Below are 17,035 nucleotides of genomic sequence, written 5' to 3'. Positions count from 1 at the left end.
GCGAAGCGCCTGGAACGGAAATCAACAGCCTTGTTTAACAGGTTAACAAAAAAATTCTGATTTTAGAACTTTCGGAAGGCAAAGTTTTTTTCTTTTCATTTCAAACAATGCTATACTCATAACAGTGAAAAATGTTTACGAGAAAGGAAGTACACGTAAATGGAGATGTTGAATCTCTCTCTTCCGGCTGCGAACCGGTTTGCGACAGATTACCTTGCTGGAAGCGCTGAACTCCAGAGCTTCTTTCATTATAATTTTAAAAATGATGATGAATATGTTCATCGGTTAGATGAACTAAAAAATAGAACATTCATGAGAAATGAACTGGCTGACCATATCCAATCATTCATGTCACGTTATGCACATTCTGATAAAATTGGTGCTAACATTGAGAAGCTGAGGCAGGAGAATAGTGTAGCGGTTATCGGGGGACAGCAGGCTGGCATCCTGACAGGACCGCTATATACGATCCACAAAGTTATTTCTATACTTAAGCTTGCAGAACAAAAAGAGGCTGAACTTGGCGTTCCTGTTGTTCCGGTCTTTTGGATTGCTGGAGAAGATCATGATTATCAGGAAGTAAATCATGTTTATGTTATGAATAACAATAAACAGGAAAAGTGGATATACCCAGAAAAGAATCTTGAAAAGAAAATGATTTCCGAAGTCTGTATCAATAAGGATTTATGTTACTCATGGGTTGAAGAAATAATCGAAACCTATGGTGAAACAAAGCATACAAAAGAGGTTTTGTCTTTTGCACTTGACTCATTGAAAACAGCTGAATCCTATGTGGATTTTTTTGCTTCGATCATCATGGAGCTATTCAAGGACTCAGGTCTGCTGATCGTTGATTCAGGGAACAAGGAATTGCGGAAGCTTGAAAAAGAGTATTTTATGAAACAGATGAACAACCATCGCGAAATCACCGCTGCAGTTCTTAACCAGCAGCATCAGACAGAAGCTTCGGGATATCCCAATATGATCGATATAAATGAAAATGCAGCCAATCTCTTCTTTTACGATGAAGAGGTAAATGAGAGGATCTTGCTCCAGTTTGACCCAGAAACTGGCGAATTCACAGGAAAAAATGGGGAGGTAAGTTTCTCTTTTGATGAATTGCAGGTAATTGCAAATGAATTTCCTGAAAAGCTTAGCAACAACGTCATTACAAGACCGCTGATGCAGGAATGGCTTTTTCCGACTCTTGCCTTTATTGGCGGACCGGGCGAGATTGCTTATTGGGCTGAATTAAAGCTGGTATTCGACCACTTCGGATTAAAGATGCCTCCACTGGTGCCAAGGCTGAATATCACCATCCTAGAACGTTCCATCGAGACAGATATGAAGGAGCTGAACCTTGACCTTACGGAAGTGCTCATTTCTGGAACAAATAAGCACGAATTGAAATTTATTGATTCACTGAAAGACCGTGAAGTTGAAGAGCTTTTTGAAAATGTTAAAGTCTCGCTTGCTGAGCAGTATTCGCTTGTCAGGGAAAAATCGAAAACAATCGATCCGGTGCTGATGCCGCTGCTTGAAAAGAACGAACAAATCCTGATGAAGCAAATTAACTTTATGGAGGGAAAAATCGTTGAAGCGGTCTGCCGTAAGCATGACCACATCTTGAGGAAATTCACAAGGGTGGAAAATGCACTAAGGCCAGGTGGTTCTCCACAGGAAAGAGTCTGGAATCCTTTTTACTATTTAAATAAATACGGTTTGAATTTCGTCTCAGATTTGCTTGGACTCCACTATGAATTCGACGGCTCTCATAAAATAATCAAAATGTAAGCTAAAGCTCCACCCAATTTGGGTGGAGCTTTTTTTAGGCACTAATATCATAAGTTTTCACCACAACAATGGCACAAATAGATGAATAACAAGTAATAAGAATTTATGGAAAAAGATACTTTTAAGGAGGAAATCCAATCAGTGGGGAGAATATTTAAAATAAGGTGGTGAAAAGTGGGGGAATGTGGTACATTGTATTTAGAAAGTGGGGGTAGTGGCATGTTCATGGGCGAATATCATCATAATATTGATAGTAAAGGCCGTTTGATCATCCCTGCCAAGGTCCGTGATAACCTGGGAGAAATGTTCATTCTTACCCGTGGACTCGACCAGTGTTTATTTGGCTATCCCGTTTCTGAGTGGGCAGTTATTGAAGACAAGCTAAAAGGCCTTCCGCTGACCAAAAAAGATGCGCGGGCATTTACCCGTTTCTTCTTTTCAGGTGCTACCGAGAGTGAAATTGACAAACAGGGGAGAGTAAATATCCCATCCCCTCTTATGCAGTATGCAAAGCTTGATAAAGAGTGTGTGATTTTAGGGGTTTCCAATCGAATTGAAATTTGGAGCAAAGCAATTTGGGAAGAATATTTCTCAGAATCTGAGGAATCTTTTGCTGAAATTGCGGAAAATATGATTGGATTTGATATTTAAGGGTAACATTATTCTGATATAATATTACCTGCTCCTCGATTGGAAAGGTGGATCATGATGTTCAAACATACAACAGTTTTACTGGAAGAAACAGTAGACGGGCTTAATATCAAGCCAGATGGTACATACGTGGATTGTACTCTCGGTGGTGCCGGCCACACTGAATTAATTTTGTCCAAGCTTTCGGAAAAAGGAAAGCTCTATGCATTTGACCAGGATGATATTGCAATCGCAAATGCAAAAGAAAAACTGGCAAGCTACGGTGACAGACTGACAATCATTAAAAGCAATTTTCTTTATTTACAAGAAGAGCTTGAAAAGCTTGGTGTGACTGAAGTGGATGGAATACTCTATGATCTTGGAGTTTCTTCACCACAATTGGATACTCCTGAACGCGGCTTTAGCTATCATCATGATGCGCCACTTGATATGAGGATGGACCAGGACGCACCATTATCAGCTTATGAGGTGATCAATGAATGGCCATATGAAAAATTGGTCAAAATTTTCTTCCAGTATGGGGAAGAGAAATTTTCAAAGCAGATAGTCAGGAAAATTGAAGCAGCACGGGAAACAAAGCCGATTGAATCTACAGGTGAGCTTGTAGAACTAATCAAGGAAGCTATTCCTGCACCTGCAAGAAGAAAAGGCGGCCATCCTGCAAAACGGGTATTCCAGGCTGTTAGAATTGCTGTAAATGATGAACTAGGTGTATTCGAGAAATCACTTGAGCAGGCTATAGACTTGATTGCCGTAGGCGGCAGGATCAGTGTCATCACCTTCCATTCCCTAGAGGACAGGATCTGTAAGGTTACCTTTAAAAAAGCAAGTGAAACACCACAGCTTCCTCATGGACTGCCTATTATTCCAGAGGAATTTCAGCCGAAATTAAAACTGATTACCAGGAAACCAATCCTGCCGTCAGAGGAAGAGCTTGAATTCAACAATCGGGCCAGATCAGCAAAACTTCGTATCGCAGAAAAATTAAAAAATTAGGCCGTGTTAAAGGTCAATGTTGATTTTAGCACCTGACACCACGCGAAAAGCGAGTGCCTGGAGCTGAAATCAACAGTTAAATTTAACAAAGCCCAATAATAAATAGGCATTTTCGTAAATGATGTTGATATTGCATTATAAATCTGAAATTCCCTGTAGAAGCCGCTCGAGTGAGAGGACTTTCTGGGAATAGACAGGCGGAAACAGCCAATAAAAAAAATTCTCAGGAGGGAAAATGATGAGCAATCTGGCAAGAAAATTGCAGCAGGAACAGCAGCAGCGCACTGTTCAATCACCGGTAAAAGCCCCGGCAAAAAGAAATTCGATACTGACGCCCGGCGAAAAGATCCTGATGTTTGTTTTCGGAGTGATGGTTTGCTTCGGCGCAACATTCATGGTATCAAAACAGGCAGCTATTTACGAAGTCAACAAAGATATCCAGGTTATCGAAGGCAATATCGAGGAGCAGCAAAAAGTTAACAGTGACCTAGAAGTCCAGGTTAGCGAGTTAAGTACCTATGAACGGATTAAGAAAGTAACTGAAAAGCTTGGCTTAACATTGAATGAAGACAATGTTAAGGGTGTTGAAAACTGATGATGAAGAAACAACCCAATATGAATGCAGGAGCAGCGGTATTATTCGTAATATTCAGCCTGCTCTTTTTTATCTTGATTTTTAGATTTGTATCAATCCAGGTTACAGGTGAAGTGCATGGGCAAGCACTTGCAGCCAAAGCTCAGCAAAAATATTCTAATGAAAAAGTCATTGAAGCGGTTAGGGGGACTATTTTCGACCGTAAAGGCGAAGTGGTAGCTGAGGATACAACAGCTTATACGCTTGTCGCGATTCTCGATGATTCGGTAACAACGAATAAGAAGAAACCGAAACACGTAGTCGATCCGGAAAAAACAGCGAGCAAGCTTGCGAAGTATCTCGACATGAGCGAGTCTGATATTTATAAAAAGCTAACAAAAAAAGGGGTATTCCAGGTTGAATTCGGCAAGGCTGGACGAGACATTTCTCATCAGACTAAAAGAGAAATAGAAGAATTGAAACTTCCCGGGATTACGTTTTTAAGAGATTCAAAGAGGTTTTATCCAAATGGCATATTTTCTTCGCACTTAGTAGGGTATGTTGAAAAAGAAGAAAAGGAAGATGGAAAATCCATCTCCACTGGAAGGCTTGGAGTAGAAAAAACCTTAAATGATGAGCTTACAGGGAAAAATGGATCTCTTTCATTTGAAAGTGACTTATGGGGATTCCTGCTTCCTGACAGCGATGAAAAGATTACTCCCGCCCATAATGGTGATAATGTCTATTTAACAATCGATAAAAAAATCCAGACATTCGTTGAGGATGCAGTCAGCCGTGTTGAGGAAGAGTATAAGCCTAAAAAAATCATCGCAATCGTTGCTGATCCAAAGACAGGCGATATTTTGGCAATGGCACAGCGCCCGACCTTTCATCCGACCACAAGGGAAGGTCTGGATAAGAACTGGCACAATGAGGTTGTAGAAACACCTATCGAACCAGGTTCTACAATGAAAATCTTTACGCTTGCAGCTGCCGTTGAAGAGAAGAAATGGAACCCAGGTGAGCTTTATAAATCGGGATCTTACAGGGTAACAGAAAAATCAGGAAGAATCCATGACCACAACAACGGGGAAGGCTGGGGAACGATTTCCTATCTTGAAGGAATTCAGCGATCTTCAAACGTAGCAGTTGCCAAATTGGTAAACGAAAAAATTGGGACTGATGTTTTCCGACAGTATTTAACTGATTTTGGCTTTGATAAACCAACCGGCATTGATCTTCCGAACGAGTCAGTAGGGAAAATTGTATATAAATGGCCAATTGAAAAAATCACTACATCTTATGGGCAAGGTTCTACCATTACGCCTATCCAGATGATCCAGGCAGCCACTGCTGTCGCTAACGACGGGAAAATGATGAAGCCGCAAGTCATTGATAAAGTGGTTGACTCCAATACTGGTGAAATCATTAAGCAAAGTGAACCGAAGGTAGTAGGTCAGCCAATTTCCGCTGAAACTGCGAAGGAAGTCCGGGATGTTCTTGAAACTGTTGTGACCGCTGAACACGGAACCGGAAAATCCTATGCGATTGAAGGATATAAGGTAGCAGGTAAAACTGGAACAGCGAATATCACTACAAATGGTAAGTACCTGGATGGTGCTAACGATTACCTATTTTCTTTCCTGGGAATGGCACCGAAAGACGATCCCAAGCTTATTGTATATGTAGCAGTGCAGCAGCCTGAAATCGATCATTATTTCAAAGGCTCCGTCCCGACTTCAATGATATTTAAATCGGTAATGAAAAGCAGTCTCCAATATTTAAACATCAAGCCCGCTTCGCAGGAAAAAGCGGAATCTAGCTCAGTACCTGATATAAAAGGCTTGAATGCGACTGAAGCTAGCAAACTATTGGTATCGAAAGGCTTCAAAACAGTCATTATAGGCACTGGAAACCAAGTTGAAGAGCAGCTCCCAAAAGCTGATACAGTGGCCTTGGAAGGTGAAAAAATCATCATTAAAACTTCAGGAGCTCAAACATATCCTGATATGACTAGCTGGTCTTTAAGGGACGTCATGAAGCTCGCGCAAATTGCCGATGTGAAATTGAACAAGGCAGGCAGCGGTTATGTTATAAAGCAGAACCTCAAACCGGGTTCGCCAATTAATAAAGGTGAAGATTTGATTGTCTCGCTTGAAACCCCGCTCGAGCAATTCGAAAAATCGTTAAAAAAAGAAGATAAAAAAGAAGGAACAGAGGAAGTCGGTGACTGACCCCTCTGTTCCTTCTTTTTTTATGGGTGTATATCGCAAAGTCATAATTCCAACCTCAAAACCAAGAATTTCATCTAACCATCAAGCTTGTCTCTGACTTCTTGTTATATTCAAAAAAGTACAAGCATATATTTGAACGAGTGAAACAGAGTATCCATAGAAATTTAACTGCTGCAGCCTAAATAGAAAAAGGAGGTTCGTTCATTTTATGCGTGTTTCAAACGTTACCGTCAGAAAACGGTTGGCGCTGGTTTTGTTAATTGGGATTCTGGTGTTTTTTATCATAGATGTGCGCCTTGGGTATGTACAATTCATGCTTGGTGATTTTTTGACAGGGAAGGCGAAGGACTCCTGGAGCAGGAATGTCCCATTTGAACCTCAGCGTGGTGAAATAATGGACAGGAACGGCGTTGCGCTCGCAACAAATATCAGTGCACCTACCGTCTATGCTGTACCGCGCCAGATCGAGGACCCTGCAATGGCTGCAGAAAAATTGGCTGCGGCATTGAACATGTCAAAGGAAAAGGCTTATCAGCATATCACGAAAAAATCAATGATAGAAAGGATCCCTGAAGGAAGGAAAATCTCGCATGAGAAGGCCAAAGAAATCAGGGCAATGAACCTGAAAGGAATCTATATTGGCGAGGATTCAAAACGGCATTATCCTTTCGGCAGCTATCTCTCACACGTTCTTGGCTTTGCTGGAGTTGATAATCAGGGCCTGATGGGCTTGGAGCTATATTATGATAAGCAATTGAAGGGAACAAAGGGTTCTGTACAATTTTATGCAAATGCAAAGGGTCAGCGAATGAATGATATGGCGGATGATTATGAACCTCCTGTGGATGGATTGGACCTTAAGCTGACAATCGACAGCAAAGTCCAGACCATCGTGGAAAGGGAGCTTGACATTGCTCAGGCAAAATATAACGCGGACGGAATTGTTGCGATTGCGATGAATCCGAACAATGGCGAAATACTGGCTATGTCGAGCAGGCCAGACTTTGACCCGGCGAACTTCAGGAATGTAGCGCCAGAGGTATATAACCGGAACCTTCCTGTCTGGAGTACATATGAGCCAGGTTCCACATTTAAAATCGTTACCTTGGCTGCGGCACTCGAAGAAGGAAAAGTTGATCTTGAAAAAGACCATTTCCATGATCCTGGTTTTGTAGAGGTAGCGGGGGCAAGGATCCGCTGTTGGAAAAAAGGCGGGCACGGCAGCCAATCATTTCTTGAAGTCGTAGAGAACTCATGCAACCCAGGTTTTGTAGAGCTGGGCGAGAGACTAGGAAAAGAAAAGCTATTTAAATATGTGAAGGACTTCGGATTCGGGCAAAAAACAGGAATTGACCTACAGGGTGAGGGAAAAGGGATCATGTTTAATATTGACAGGGTAGGACCGGTCGAACAGGCAACAACTGCGTTTGGTCAGGGTGTATCGGTAACACCGATACAGCAGGTTGCTGCTGTGGCGGCGGCTGTGAATGGGGGGATTCTTTATACCCCATATATTGCCAAAGAACTAATCGATCCAATTACAGGAGAGGTTGTGATGAAGAAAACACCTGAAGCGAAGCGAAGGGTGATTTCTGAGGAAACATCAAAAGAAATCAGACATGCACTTGAAAGTGTAGTAGCTAGAGGCTCAGGTAAGAATGCATTTGTGGATTCGTACCGGGTGGGGGGAAAGACTGGTACTGCACAGAAAGCTCAGAACGGAAGATATCTCGAGAATAACCACATAGTTTCTTTTATAGGATTTGCACCAGCGGATGATCCGCAAATCGTAGTTTACGTGGCAGTCGATAATCCGAAGGGCACCATCCAGTTCGGTGGAGTCGTGGCTGCTCCTATCGTAGGTGATATCATGGAAGACAGCTTGCGTGCTATGGAAGTAACACCGCGAAAAGATCAAATTGAGAAGGAATTGACATGGCTGGATACGCCTATGGTCGAGGTACCTGATTTGATTGGAATGTCAAAGAAAGAGCTTCAGCAGCAACTGGTCAATTTAAAGCTGGATGTAGCTGGACAAGGCGAAAAGGTTGTGAAACAGCTTCCGTCCCCTGGGGTTAAAATTAAAGAAGGCTCGACAATCAGGGTGTATATGAACAATTAATCAACGAGTGTTAGTTTTAACGGGCGGCGAGAGGATGAAAATCCGCCGCCCACTTTGCATGTACTTGCAAATCGTATTTAAACTAGTGCTATATGCTATAATAATTTCACTTTAGTTATTTCCAGACCTATTGCATAACGAGGCGGGAAAAGCGAGAAAAGGGAGAAAAGTTCAAATGATTCAATCGAGGGTTCATTTGACTTTGCAGACGCGAAGTGAAGAGGACGCTTCCGTACTGCTCGCGGAAAGCGAGCGTCTGTAGCGGAAATGAACAGGCAAGTTTTACAGAAGCTTATTGATAAATAGTAAACTAGTTTTACGAAAATAGCCTTGCAAAAAAGGGCTTGGACTTTTTATCTCAACAATGGCTAATTTTAGCCTAATCATGTAAAATAAGAGTCGCCATGTTGTTTGAGAGGATTTGATAGATATGAAATTACACGAATTGATCGGTTATTTGCACCCCTTTGTGGATTACAAGGGAGAAAACCCCGAAATTATTTCAATTGAAAATGATAATCGCAAAGTGACGCCAGGAAGTTTATTCATATGTGTAAAAGGCTATACAGTTGATGGTCACGATTTTGCCGACTCCGCTGTTAAAAATGGAGCATCCGCGGTACTAGCAGAAAGAGAGCTCCCATTAAATGTGCCTGTCATTGTCGTAAAGGATACTATGAGGGCTATGGCTGTGCTTGCTGATGCTTTTTACGGCCAGCCAAGCCACAAGCTCCATTTGATTGGAATAACTGGTACAAACGGGAAGACAACGACAAGTCATATAATTGAAAAGATTTTTACTGATGCAGAACAGAAAACAGGGCTAATTGGAACGATGTACACTAAAATCGGGGATCAGATTTTTGAGGTGAAAAATACAACTCCTGAAAGCCTTACACTCCAAAAAACGTTTAAAAAGATGGTCGATGAACAGGTAAAAACGGCTGTAATGGAAGTATCATCCCACGCCCTTGTTTATGGCAGGGTCCATGGGACGGACTATAATGTAGCGGTATTTACCAACCTGACACAGGACCATCTTGATTACCATAAAACAATGGAGGAATACAGGAAGGCCAAAGGACTGCTCTTTTCACAGCTTGGAAATGCCTTTAACCATGCTGATCCAAAATTTGCCATCCTGAATTCGGATGATCCTACAAGTGAGGAATTTGCAATGCTGACATCTGCACATATTCTCACATACGGAATCGACAACCATGCTGACCTTCAGGCAACAAACATCTCAATGACTGCAAGCGGAACATCCTTCGACTTAGTCAGTCCATTTGGAATCCGCCGAGTAAATATCCAGCTGATCGGGAAATTCAGTATTTATAATGTACTCGCCAGTATAGGAGCTGCACTGGTATCAGGCTTGCCTTTAGAACATATCATTTCCTCTGTGGAAAGTGTTAAAGGTGTTTCTGGTCGTTTTGAGGTTGTTGACGCAGGACAGGATTTTTCTGTAATCGTCGACTATTCCCATACACCAGACAGTCTTGAAAACGTACTTAAGACGGTTCAGCAGTTTGCGCAGAAACGAGTTTTCTGTGTAGTTGGCTGTGGTGGTGATCGTGACCGGACAAAAAGGCCGTTGATGGCAAAAATCGCATGTGAATATGCTACTGACGCAATTTTTACTTCAGATAATCCTCGCAGTGAGAATCCAGCGCAGATCATCAAGGATATGGAAGAAGGAGTAAAAGGAGAAGTCTATAATGTCATCATAGACCGGAAGGAAGCGATCCAGCACGCAGTAAGCAAAGCGTCTGCTGGAGATGTGATCCTGATTGCCGGAAAGGGCCATGAAACCTACCAGCAAATAGGAGACCAAACTATTGAGTTTGATGACAGAATTGTAGCACGAGAGGCAATAGAGGAGAGGTAATATGCTGACATATCGAGATGTTTCAGGGCTGTTTTCCAAGACATCTGGAATTAAGGATGATGCAATCCAATTTCACATTGTAAGCTGCCTAGCTGGCGCTAAACAGCCAAAAGGACTGTTTGTCCCGGTTTCAGAGGAATCGGGATCACTTCAGGAAGCAATTTCTAACGGTGCTATAGCAGCTGTCTGGCCTGAGAACGAGCCCGTTCCAGGTTATGCGCCAAACCATTTTCCAATATTTTATGCAGAGAACATACTGAAAGGCTTAGAGAAAATCATGAAATCATACTTAGACTATTTAACACAACACGAAGAATTAAACGACAGTACAAAAGTCATTTTTGAACATAAAGGACTTCTTAATGAAAAAGATTCAACATATGATATAGCTGTGATGGCTGAAACAATCAATAAATTCAGCAGCGTACAGACTAAGGCAGGTGAGGAATAGAATGCTGGAGCAAGTTATCTTTTTCACAATTTTAATGGGCTTTCTGATTACGGTTTTGCTTTCTCCAGTTTTTATTCCGTTTTTAAGAAGGCTAAAATTCGGCCAGAGCATCAGGGAAGAGGGACCGAAATCACACCTGAAAAAAACAGGCACGCCAACCATGGGCGGAATCATGATCCTGCTTTCTATAACAGTGACAACACTTGTAATGACTGGGAAGTTTTCGCAGCCTTCTGTTGAAACCTATTTGTTATTATTCGTGACATTAGGTTTTGGACTGCTTGGGTTCATGGATGACTTTATTAAAGTGGTCATGAAAAGGAATCTTGGGCTGACATCTAAGCAAAAGCTGCTTGGCCAGATCATTATTTCTGTCATTTTTTATTTCATTTTTAAGCAAAGTGAATTTTCCACTGTCGTCAATATCCCGCTTACAGACTATTCTTTTGATCTTGGCTGGGGTTATGTATTATTCATCATCTTTTGGATGGTCGGCTTTTCAAATGCTGTTAACTTGACGGACGGGCTTGACGGGCTGGTGTCTGGAACGGCTGCGATTGCATTTGGAGCATTCGCCGTGCTTGCGTGGAATCAATCACAATATGAACTTTCAATTTTTTCAGTAGCCGTAGTCGGCGCTGTTTTAGGTTTTCTTGTATTCAATGCTCATCCTGCTAAGGTGTTCATGGGAGATACAGGTTCTCTGGCACTAGGCGGAGCAATTGCAACTGTTGCCATCCTTGCAAAGCTTGAAATTATTTTGATCATTATTGGCGGCATTTTCGTAATTGAAACTTTGTCTGTTATCCTTCAGGTAATCTCATTTAAGACAACAGGTAAGAGAATTTTCAGGATGAGTCCGCTTCATCATCATTATGAGCTGATTGGCTGGTCTGAATGGCGGGTTGTTGTGACATTCTGGACAGTAGGTCTTCTTTTCGCTATTCTTGGAATTTACATTGAGGTGTGGATTTAGATGAAACATATCAAATTATATCAACATAAAAAAATTCTTGTACTTGGCCTGGCCAAGAGTGGAGTAAGCGCTGCTTCTCTTCTACATAAACTGGGAGCATTTGTAACAGTCAATGACAGTAAGCCACTGTCTGAAAATCCAGAGGCTCAGGGACTATTGGAGCAAGGTATCAAGGTTGTCTGTGGAAGCCACCCAATCGAACTGATGGATGAAGGCTTTGAACTTGTCGTGAAAAATCCAGGAATCCCATACTTTAACCCTATGATTCAGAAGGCAATCGAAAAACAAATCCCGATCATTACAGAAGTCGAACTCGCATACCAGGTTTCGGAGGCTCCTTTAGTGGGAATCACAGGAACGAATGGGAAGACAACAACAACTACTCTTATCTATGAAATGCTAAATGAAGGAAATAAAAAACCTTTGATTGCGGGAAATATCGGTACGGTTGCCTCAGGTGTTGCCCAGGAAGCAACGCCCGATAATACAATCGTTATCGAACTATCATCCTTTCAGCTTATGGGAATAGATCAGTTCAAGCCGCGGATTGCCATCATAACCAATCTGTATGATGCCCATCTTGATTATCACGGCACGAAATCTGAGTATGTAGAAGCAAAAGCAAGGATTACAAAAAACCAGACAGAAGAAGATTATTTAATTGTAAATGCTGATCAGGATGAAGTGATGGAGATTGCCAGAAATTCTCGTGCGCAAATCGTGCCTTTCTCAACGAAAAGGGTGTTGGATCATGGTGCATATGTGAAGAATGGCTGGGTTTGTTTTGATGGAGAACGAATTATTGAAACAAAGGATATTGTCCTTCCAGGAAAGCATAATCTTGAGAATATATTATCTGCAGTCGCTGCTACTATACTTTCAGGTGCTGATAAAAAAGCAATATACAAAGTTCTTACTACCTTTGCTGGTGTTCGCCACAGGCTGCAATATGTTGACAATGTGGAAGACAGAAAGTTTTATAATGATTCAAAAGCTACTAACATTTTAGCGACTGAAAATGCCCTTGCAGCATTCAATGCACCTATCGTATTGCTTGCTGGCGGGCTTGACAGAGGCAATTCATTTGATGAACTTGTCCCATCGTTAAGAAATGTAAAAGTATTGATCACTTTTGGCCAGACAGCCGAGAAAGTTGGACAGGCTGGGCAGGAGGCAGGAATAAAAACGATTTTGCGGGTCGATAATGTGGAAAAGGCCGTTCCTGTGGCGTTTGAACATTCAGAACCTGGCGATGTGATTTTACTTTCGCCTGCCTGTGCAAGCTGGGATCAATACAAAACTTTTGAGGTCAGGGGAGACATGTTTATCGAGGCCGTGCATAAGCTTAAGTAAGGGCTTGTCTCGAACATCATGAATCAGGTTGCCTTGGCCTGTTGCAGGCTGGATGGGAAGCGGTATATGAGCCCTAAATCATACAGCCGAGGTGTATTGGATTGCCAACGAAAAAAACCACTCCCGACATTTTTCTAATGATTGTTACATTTACGCTCTTGGCTGTAGGCTTGATCATGGTCTATAGCGCGAGTGCTGTCTGGGCGGATTATAAGTTTAATGATTCATTCTTTTTTGCCAAGCGCCAAATGCTGTTTGCTGGGGTCGGAATCATAGCGATGTTTTTTATCATGAATATCGACTACTGGACCTGGAGGACTTGGGCGAAGGTAATAGTGATTGTTTGTTTTGTTTTGTTGATACTGGTACTGGTCCCTGGAATCGGCAACGTGCGCAATGGATCAAGAAGCTGGATTGGCGTAGGGGCATTTTCGGTTCAGCCTTCTGAATTTATGAAGATTGCGATGATTGCGTTCCTGGCAAAATTTCTTTCTGAAAACCAAAAAGCAATCACTACTTTGAAGGGTGGACTTTTTCCTTCATTGGGACTTGTTTTCGTAGCTTTCGGCTTGATTATGCTGCAGCCGGATTTAGGAACAGGCACAGTTATGGTAGGTACGTCAGTCGTAATGATTTTTATTGCGGGGGCAAGAATTAGTCATTTCGTGGGTCTAGGGCTTATAGGTGTCGCCGGTTTCGTTGGTTTGATTATCTCTGCACCTTACAGGATGAAACGGATCACTTCATTCCTTGATCCATGGCAGGACCCGCTTGGCAGCGGATTCCAAATGATTCAGTCGCTGTACGCGATTGGACCTGGCGGATTGTTCGGCCTGGGCCTAGGGCAGAGCAGGCAAAAGTTCTTTTATCTGCCAGAACCGCAAACAGACTTTATATTTGCCATACTGGCAGAGGAGCTTGGTTTTATTGGCGGATCATTCATCCTTCTGCTGTTCTCCTTGTTACTTTGGAGGGGAATAAGGATTGCACTTGGAGCCCCAGACCTTTTTGGAACCTTCCTTGCCACAGGAATTATTGCGATGATTGCCATTCAGGTCATGATCAACATTGGAGTTGTAACAGGATTAATGCCTGTAACCGGAATCACACTTCCATTCCTCAGTTATGGAGGCTCATCCCTTACTCTGATGCTTATGGCTGTCGGTGTTTTGCTTAACATCAGCCGCCATTCAAGATACTAAAGATAAAAGACCCTGCCAGCAGGGTCTTTTATTTGTGGCATGTAGTTTTTACGTTTAAACGGATGTATAAAGATTGCCTTTTATGCTGAATATCAATGAATACCGAACACCCCGATTTTTGTATAAAAAAGGTTGCGTGGCCAATGGATTAATATAGGATTATCATCCTGTTCATGCTATATTACATTTAAATGACATTATCTTTAAAATCCGTCCTTAAGTTTAGAATATAGTAGAATAGGGTAAAACCGTGAAGTGCCTTTTTATAAAGGCTTGTCACAGGAATATAGAGAAATAAGATTTTTTGCTGAGGTGTGGAAAAATGAAGATTGCAGTTAGCGGCGGCGGTACAGGTGGGCATATTTACCCTGCGCTTGCACTGGTCAGAGAGATACAAAAGAAAGATAAGAATGTTGAGTTTCTTTACATAGGGACAGAAAAAGGGCTCGAGAGCAAGTTAGTGCCCAGGGAAAATATACCTTTTAAATCCATACATATCACAGGTTTTAAAAGAAAAATATCATTCGAGAATGTTAAAACGATTTTGCGCTTTCTTAAGGGAGTAAGAGACAGCAAGAAAATGCTTAAAGAATTCAAGCCAGATGTCGTCATTGGCACTGGGGGCTACGTATGCGGACCGGTTGTCTATGCGGCCGCAAAAATGGGGATACCTACAATTGTCCATGAACAAAACAGCGTTCCTGGCCTGACAAATAAATTCTTAAGCCGATATGTAGATAAAATTGCGATTTGCTTCGAGGAAGCTAGAGAGTTTTTTCCAGAACAAAAGGTGGTGCTAACAGGTAATCCTAGAGCATCAGAAGTGTTAGGGCAGGATGGAATCAAGGGCAGGTTGTCCACAGGCTTAAAGCTGAAGGTGCCAACTGTGCTGGTTTTTGGCGGCAGCAGGGGAGCAAGACCTATAAATGAAGCGGTCGTCAAAAGCTTAACAGAATTAAGTGGCAAGCCATATCAGGTTTTGTACGTTACCGGTGACGTTCATTTTGATGAAGTTCAAAAAGAAGTTGATCTGGTTGGAAATCCAGAAAATGTGATAATAAAACCATTTATCCATAATATGCCTGAAGTACTTGCTGGCGTTGATCTAACGGTGTCCCGTGCAGGGGCCACTACCCTTGCGGAACTTACGTCATTAGGCATACCCAGCATTCTGATCCCGAGCCCTTATGTAACGGATAACCATCAGGAAAAAAATGCTCGTGCTTTAAGCGAAAATGGGGCAGCTCGCTTGCTGCTTGAAAAAGATTTGACTGGCCCTAAATTGGTTGAGAATATTGACCAAATATTAGGGAATGATGAAAGATTGGCCGATATGAAGAAAGCTGCAAAAAAGTTGGGCATACCTGACGCTGCGGAAAGACTTCACCGCTTAATGGAGGACTTAGCGAAAAAGTAGCCTATAGGCTTGTGGCTGCATAAAATGGTCAAAATGATTGAAGCCTGAAAGGGAGGTAAATATGAAGGATCTAGCTGACAAACTTAGAGAATTGAACATCGGCTCTGTTAAGGAAAATGAGCCGCTGGCAAACCATACAACAATGAAAATTGGCGGACCTGCCGACATACTTATTGAGCCTTCATCAATAGATAATTTAAAAAAAGCAATTGATGTAATCAAAAAATCCGGAGTGAAGTGGACGGTAATCGGCAGGGGATCTAACCTTCTGGTTTCGGATAAAGGAATTGAAGGGGCTGTTATTAAGCTTGGATCTGGTCTGGATGAATTGAAAATCGAGGGGAACAGAGTGACAGCCGGTGGAGGAATGTCACTGGTAAACTTCGCGATTACGATCAGCCGTAAAGGTCTGGCAGGCCTGGAATTTGCTGGTGGCATCCCAGGTTCTATTGGCGGTGCTGTATATATGAACGCCGGAGCCCATGGGTCAGATGTTTCAAAAATCCTCGAAAAGGCTTATGTGTTATTTGAGGATGGCACACTGGAGTGGCTTACAAATGAAGAAATGAAATTCTCTTATAGAACTTCAGTGCTCCAGAAAGAACGCCCTGGTATTGTGGTTGCTGCCGTATTTCAATTGAAGGAAGGCAATAAGGAAGAAATCGTAGCCGAATTGCAAAAAAATAAAGATTACCGCAAAGAAACCCAGCCTTATAATTATCCAAGCTGCGGAAGTGTTTTCAGGAACCCGCTTCCCAATTATGCTGGCAACCTAATTGAGAAATCCGGCCTGAAAGGCCATCGCATTGGCGGAGCTCAAATTTCTGAACTCCATGGCAACTTCATTATAAACACAGGGAATGCAAAGGCTGAGGATGTACTTGGCCTCATTCAGCATGTAAAAGATACCGTCCTTGATTTACATGGAGTAAAAATGGAGACAGAGGTAGAAATTATAGGCCGAAAATAGCAGGAAATTGCTTTAAGCTGTCAAATTCTGTGATATAATATTTCATTAGATTAGATGTAAACCATGTAGGGATGCGGCATGATTTTCATCATGCCGTTGGTTTCTCTTTTTGTGCTTTTTAAAATTGCACAAAACCTGGCGGAAATTTAAAATGGCTGTGTTTATGTTCGATATTGATTTCTAGCACCTGTTGATCGGAGCGGAAGGCACTCGACTCCTCCGAAAATGCTAACGCATTTCCATCGTGCGTGGGCAAGTTCGAGGAAGCTTTTCAAAGTTCTGCGGGATCAGCGGCCAAGGGGAGACCTAGGTTGAAATGATCCGTCAGAAGGACCATTTAACCCCGCAGGAGCAAAGCTACGAGGAGGCTCACCTGACGCCCCTAGAAGAATTTGTTTATGAAA

Annotated in this window: 13 protein-coding genes; all 13 read left to right on the top strand. The window is 42.2% G+C overall.

What is annotated here, in order from left to right:
- Window positions 1-159: 159 nt before the first annotated feature.
- The 13 genes from bshC (at window position 160) to murB (ending at window position 16,631) form a co-directional block, all read left to right on the top strand.
- Window positions 160-1,794, top strand: coding sequence for a bacillithiol biosynthesis cysteine-adding enzyme BshC (bshC, locus tag V7654_RS01020; RefSeq protein WP_335427788.1), 1,635 nt, complete (start codon window positions 160-162; stop codon window positions 1,792-1,794).
- A 219-nt stretch (window positions 1,795-2,013) separates the two neighbouring features.
- The gene (gene mraZ / locus V7654_RS01015; protein WP_335427956.1) at window positions 2,014-2,445 is read left to right on the top strand and encodes a division/cell wall cluster transcriptional repressor MraZ; all 432 of its coding nucleotides are present in this window, start codon (window positions 2,014-2,016) and stop codon (window positions 2,443-2,445) included.
- A 57-nt stretch (window positions 2,446-2,502) separates the two neighbouring features.
- Window positions 2,503-3,441 carry a 16S rRNA (cytosine(1402)-N(4))-methyltransferase RsmH gene (gene rsmH, locus V7654_RS01010; RefSeq protein WP_335427786.1) on the top strand — a complete coding sequence of 313 codons (939 nt, stop codon included), beginning with the start codon at window positions 2,503-2,505 and terminating at the stop codon, window positions 3,439-3,441.
- 238 nt (window positions 3,442-3,679) lie between these two features.
- Window positions 3,680-4,036 carry a cell division protein FtsL gene (gene ftsL, locus V7654_RS01005; RefSeq protein WP_335427784.1) on the top strand — a complete coding sequence of 119 codons (357 nt, stop codon included), beginning with the start codon at window positions 3,680-3,682 and terminating at the stop codon, window positions 4,034-4,036.
- Window positions 4,036-6,249, top strand: coding sequence for a penicillin-binding protein (locus V7654_RS01000; protein WP_335427783.1), 2,214 nt, complete (start codon window positions 4,036-4,038; stop codon window positions 6,247-6,249). The genes ftsL and V7654_RS01000 overlap by 1 nt, the downstream gene beginning before the upstream one ends.
- A gap of 208 nt (window positions 6,250-6,457) precedes the next feature.
- Window positions 6,458-8,371: a stage V sporulation protein D gene (locus tag V7654_RS00995; RefSeq protein ID WP_335427782.1), complete on the top strand. Its 1,914-nt coding sequence runs from the start codon at window positions 6,458-6,460 to the stop codon at window positions 8,369-8,371.
- Between the two features lie 430 nt (window positions 8,372-8,801).
- Window positions 8,802-10,262, top strand: a complete 1,461-nt coding sequence (locus V7654_RS00990; RefSeq protein WP_335427780.1) for a UDP-N-acetylmuramoyl-L-alanyl-D-glutamate--2,6-diaminopimelate ligase — start codon at window positions 8,802-8,804, stop codon at window positions 10,260-10,262.
- Window position 10,263: 1 nt separating this feature from the next.
- The gene (locus V7654_RS00985) at window positions 10,264-10,713 is read left to right on the top strand and encodes a hypothetical protein (RefSeq protein ID WP_335427779.1); all 450 of its coding nucleotides are present in this window, start codon (window positions 10,264-10,266) and stop codon (window positions 10,711-10,713) included.
- Between the two features lies 1 nt (window position 10,714).
- On the top strand, window positions 10,715-11,689 hold the full coding sequence (gene mraY, locus V7654_RS00980; protein WP_335427776.1) for a phospho-N-acetylmuramoyl-pentapeptide-transferase: 975 nt from the start codon (window positions 10,715-10,717) through the stop codon (window positions 11,687-11,689).
- Window positions 11,690-13,042, top strand: coding sequence for a UDP-N-acetylmuramoyl-L-alanine--D-glutamate ligase (gene murD, locus V7654_RS00975; protein ID WP_335427775.1), 1,353 nt, complete (start codon window positions 11,690-11,692; stop codon window positions 13,040-13,042).
- A 101-nt stretch (window positions 13,043-13,143) separates the two neighbouring features.
- Window positions 13,144-14,244: a stage V sporulation protein E gene (gene spoVE, locus V7654_RS00970; RefSeq protein WP_335427774.1), complete on the top strand. Its 1,101-nt coding sequence runs from the start codon at window positions 13,144-13,146 to the stop codon at window positions 14,242-14,244.
- 322 nt (window positions 14,245-14,566) lie between these two features.
- Complete coding sequence (gene murG / locus V7654_RS00965; RefSeq protein ID WP_335427773.1) at window positions 14,567-15,661, top strand: undecaprenyldiphospho-muramoylpentapeptide beta-N-acetylglucosaminyltransferase; 1,095 nt, start codon at window positions 14,567-14,569, stop codon at window positions 15,659-15,661.
- Window positions 15,662-15,722: 61 nt separating this feature from the next.
- Window positions 15,723-16,631 carry a UDP-N-acetylmuramate dehydrogenase gene (murB, locus tag V7654_RS00960; protein ID WP_335427772.1) on the top strand — a complete coding sequence of 303 codons (909 nt, stop codon included), beginning with the start codon at window positions 15,723-15,725 and terminating at the stop codon, window positions 16,629-16,631.
- Window positions 16,632-17,035 lie beyond the last annotated feature (404 nt).

Source organism: Bacillus sp. JJ1609 (assembly GCF_036967045.1).
GTDB lineage: Bacteria > Bacillota > Bacilli > Bacillales > Cytobacillaceae > Mesobacillus.
The sequence above is the reverse complement of the archived record's forward strand: the minus strand, read 5'-3'. Positions and strand labels throughout refer to the sequence as shown.

What these genes read in the sequence shown, in the direction of transcription:
- bshC (WP_335427788.1), top strand. Translation starts at nt 160, where the DNA reads ATGGAGATGTTGAATCTCTCTCTTCCGGCTGCGAACCGGTTTGCGACA.
- rsmH (WP_335427786.1), top strand. Translation starts at nt 2,503, where the DNA reads ATGTTCAAACATACAACAGTTTTACTGGAAGAAACAGTAGACGGGCTT.
- murG (WP_335427773.1), top strand. Translation starts at nt 14,567, where the DNA reads ATGAAGATTGCAGTTAGCGGCGGCGGTACAGGTGGGCATATTTACCCT.
- mraY (WP_335427776.1), top strand. Translation starts at nt 10,715, where the DNA reads ATGCTGGAGCAAGTTATCTTTTTCACAATTTTAATGGGCTTTCTGATT.
- ftsL (WP_335427784.1), top strand. Translation starts at nt 3,680, where the DNA reads ATGAGCAATCTGGCAAGAAAATTGCAGCAGGAACAGCAGCAGCGCACT.
- V7654_RS00985 (WP_335427779.1), top strand. Translation starts at nt 10,264, where the DNA reads ATGCTGACATATCGAGATGTTTCAGGGCTGTTTTCCAAGACATCTGGA.
- murD (WP_335427775.1), top strand. Translation starts at nt 11,690, where the DNA reads ATGAAACATATCAAATTATATCAACATAAAAAAATTCTTGTACTTGGC.
- murB (WP_335427772.1), top strand. Translation starts at nt 15,723, where the DNA reads ATGAAGGATCTAGCTGACAAACTTAGAGAATTGAACATCGGCTCTGTT.
- V7654_RS00995 (WP_335427782.1), top strand. Translation starts at nt 6,458, where the DNA reads ATGCGTGTTTCAAACGTTACCGTCAGAAAACGGTTGGCGCTGGTTTTG.
- mraZ (WP_335427956.1), top strand. Translation starts at nt 2,014, where the DNA reads ATGTTCATGGGCGAATATCATCATAATATTGATAGTAAAGGCCGTTTG.
- V7654_RS01000 (WP_335427783.1), top strand. Translation starts at nt 4,036, where the DNA reads ATGATGAAGAAACAACCCAATATGAATGCAGGAGCAGCGGTATTATTC.
- V7654_RS00990 (WP_335427780.1), top strand. Translation starts at nt 8,802, where the DNA reads ATGAAATTACACGAATTGATCGGTTATTTGCACCCCTTTGTGGATTAC.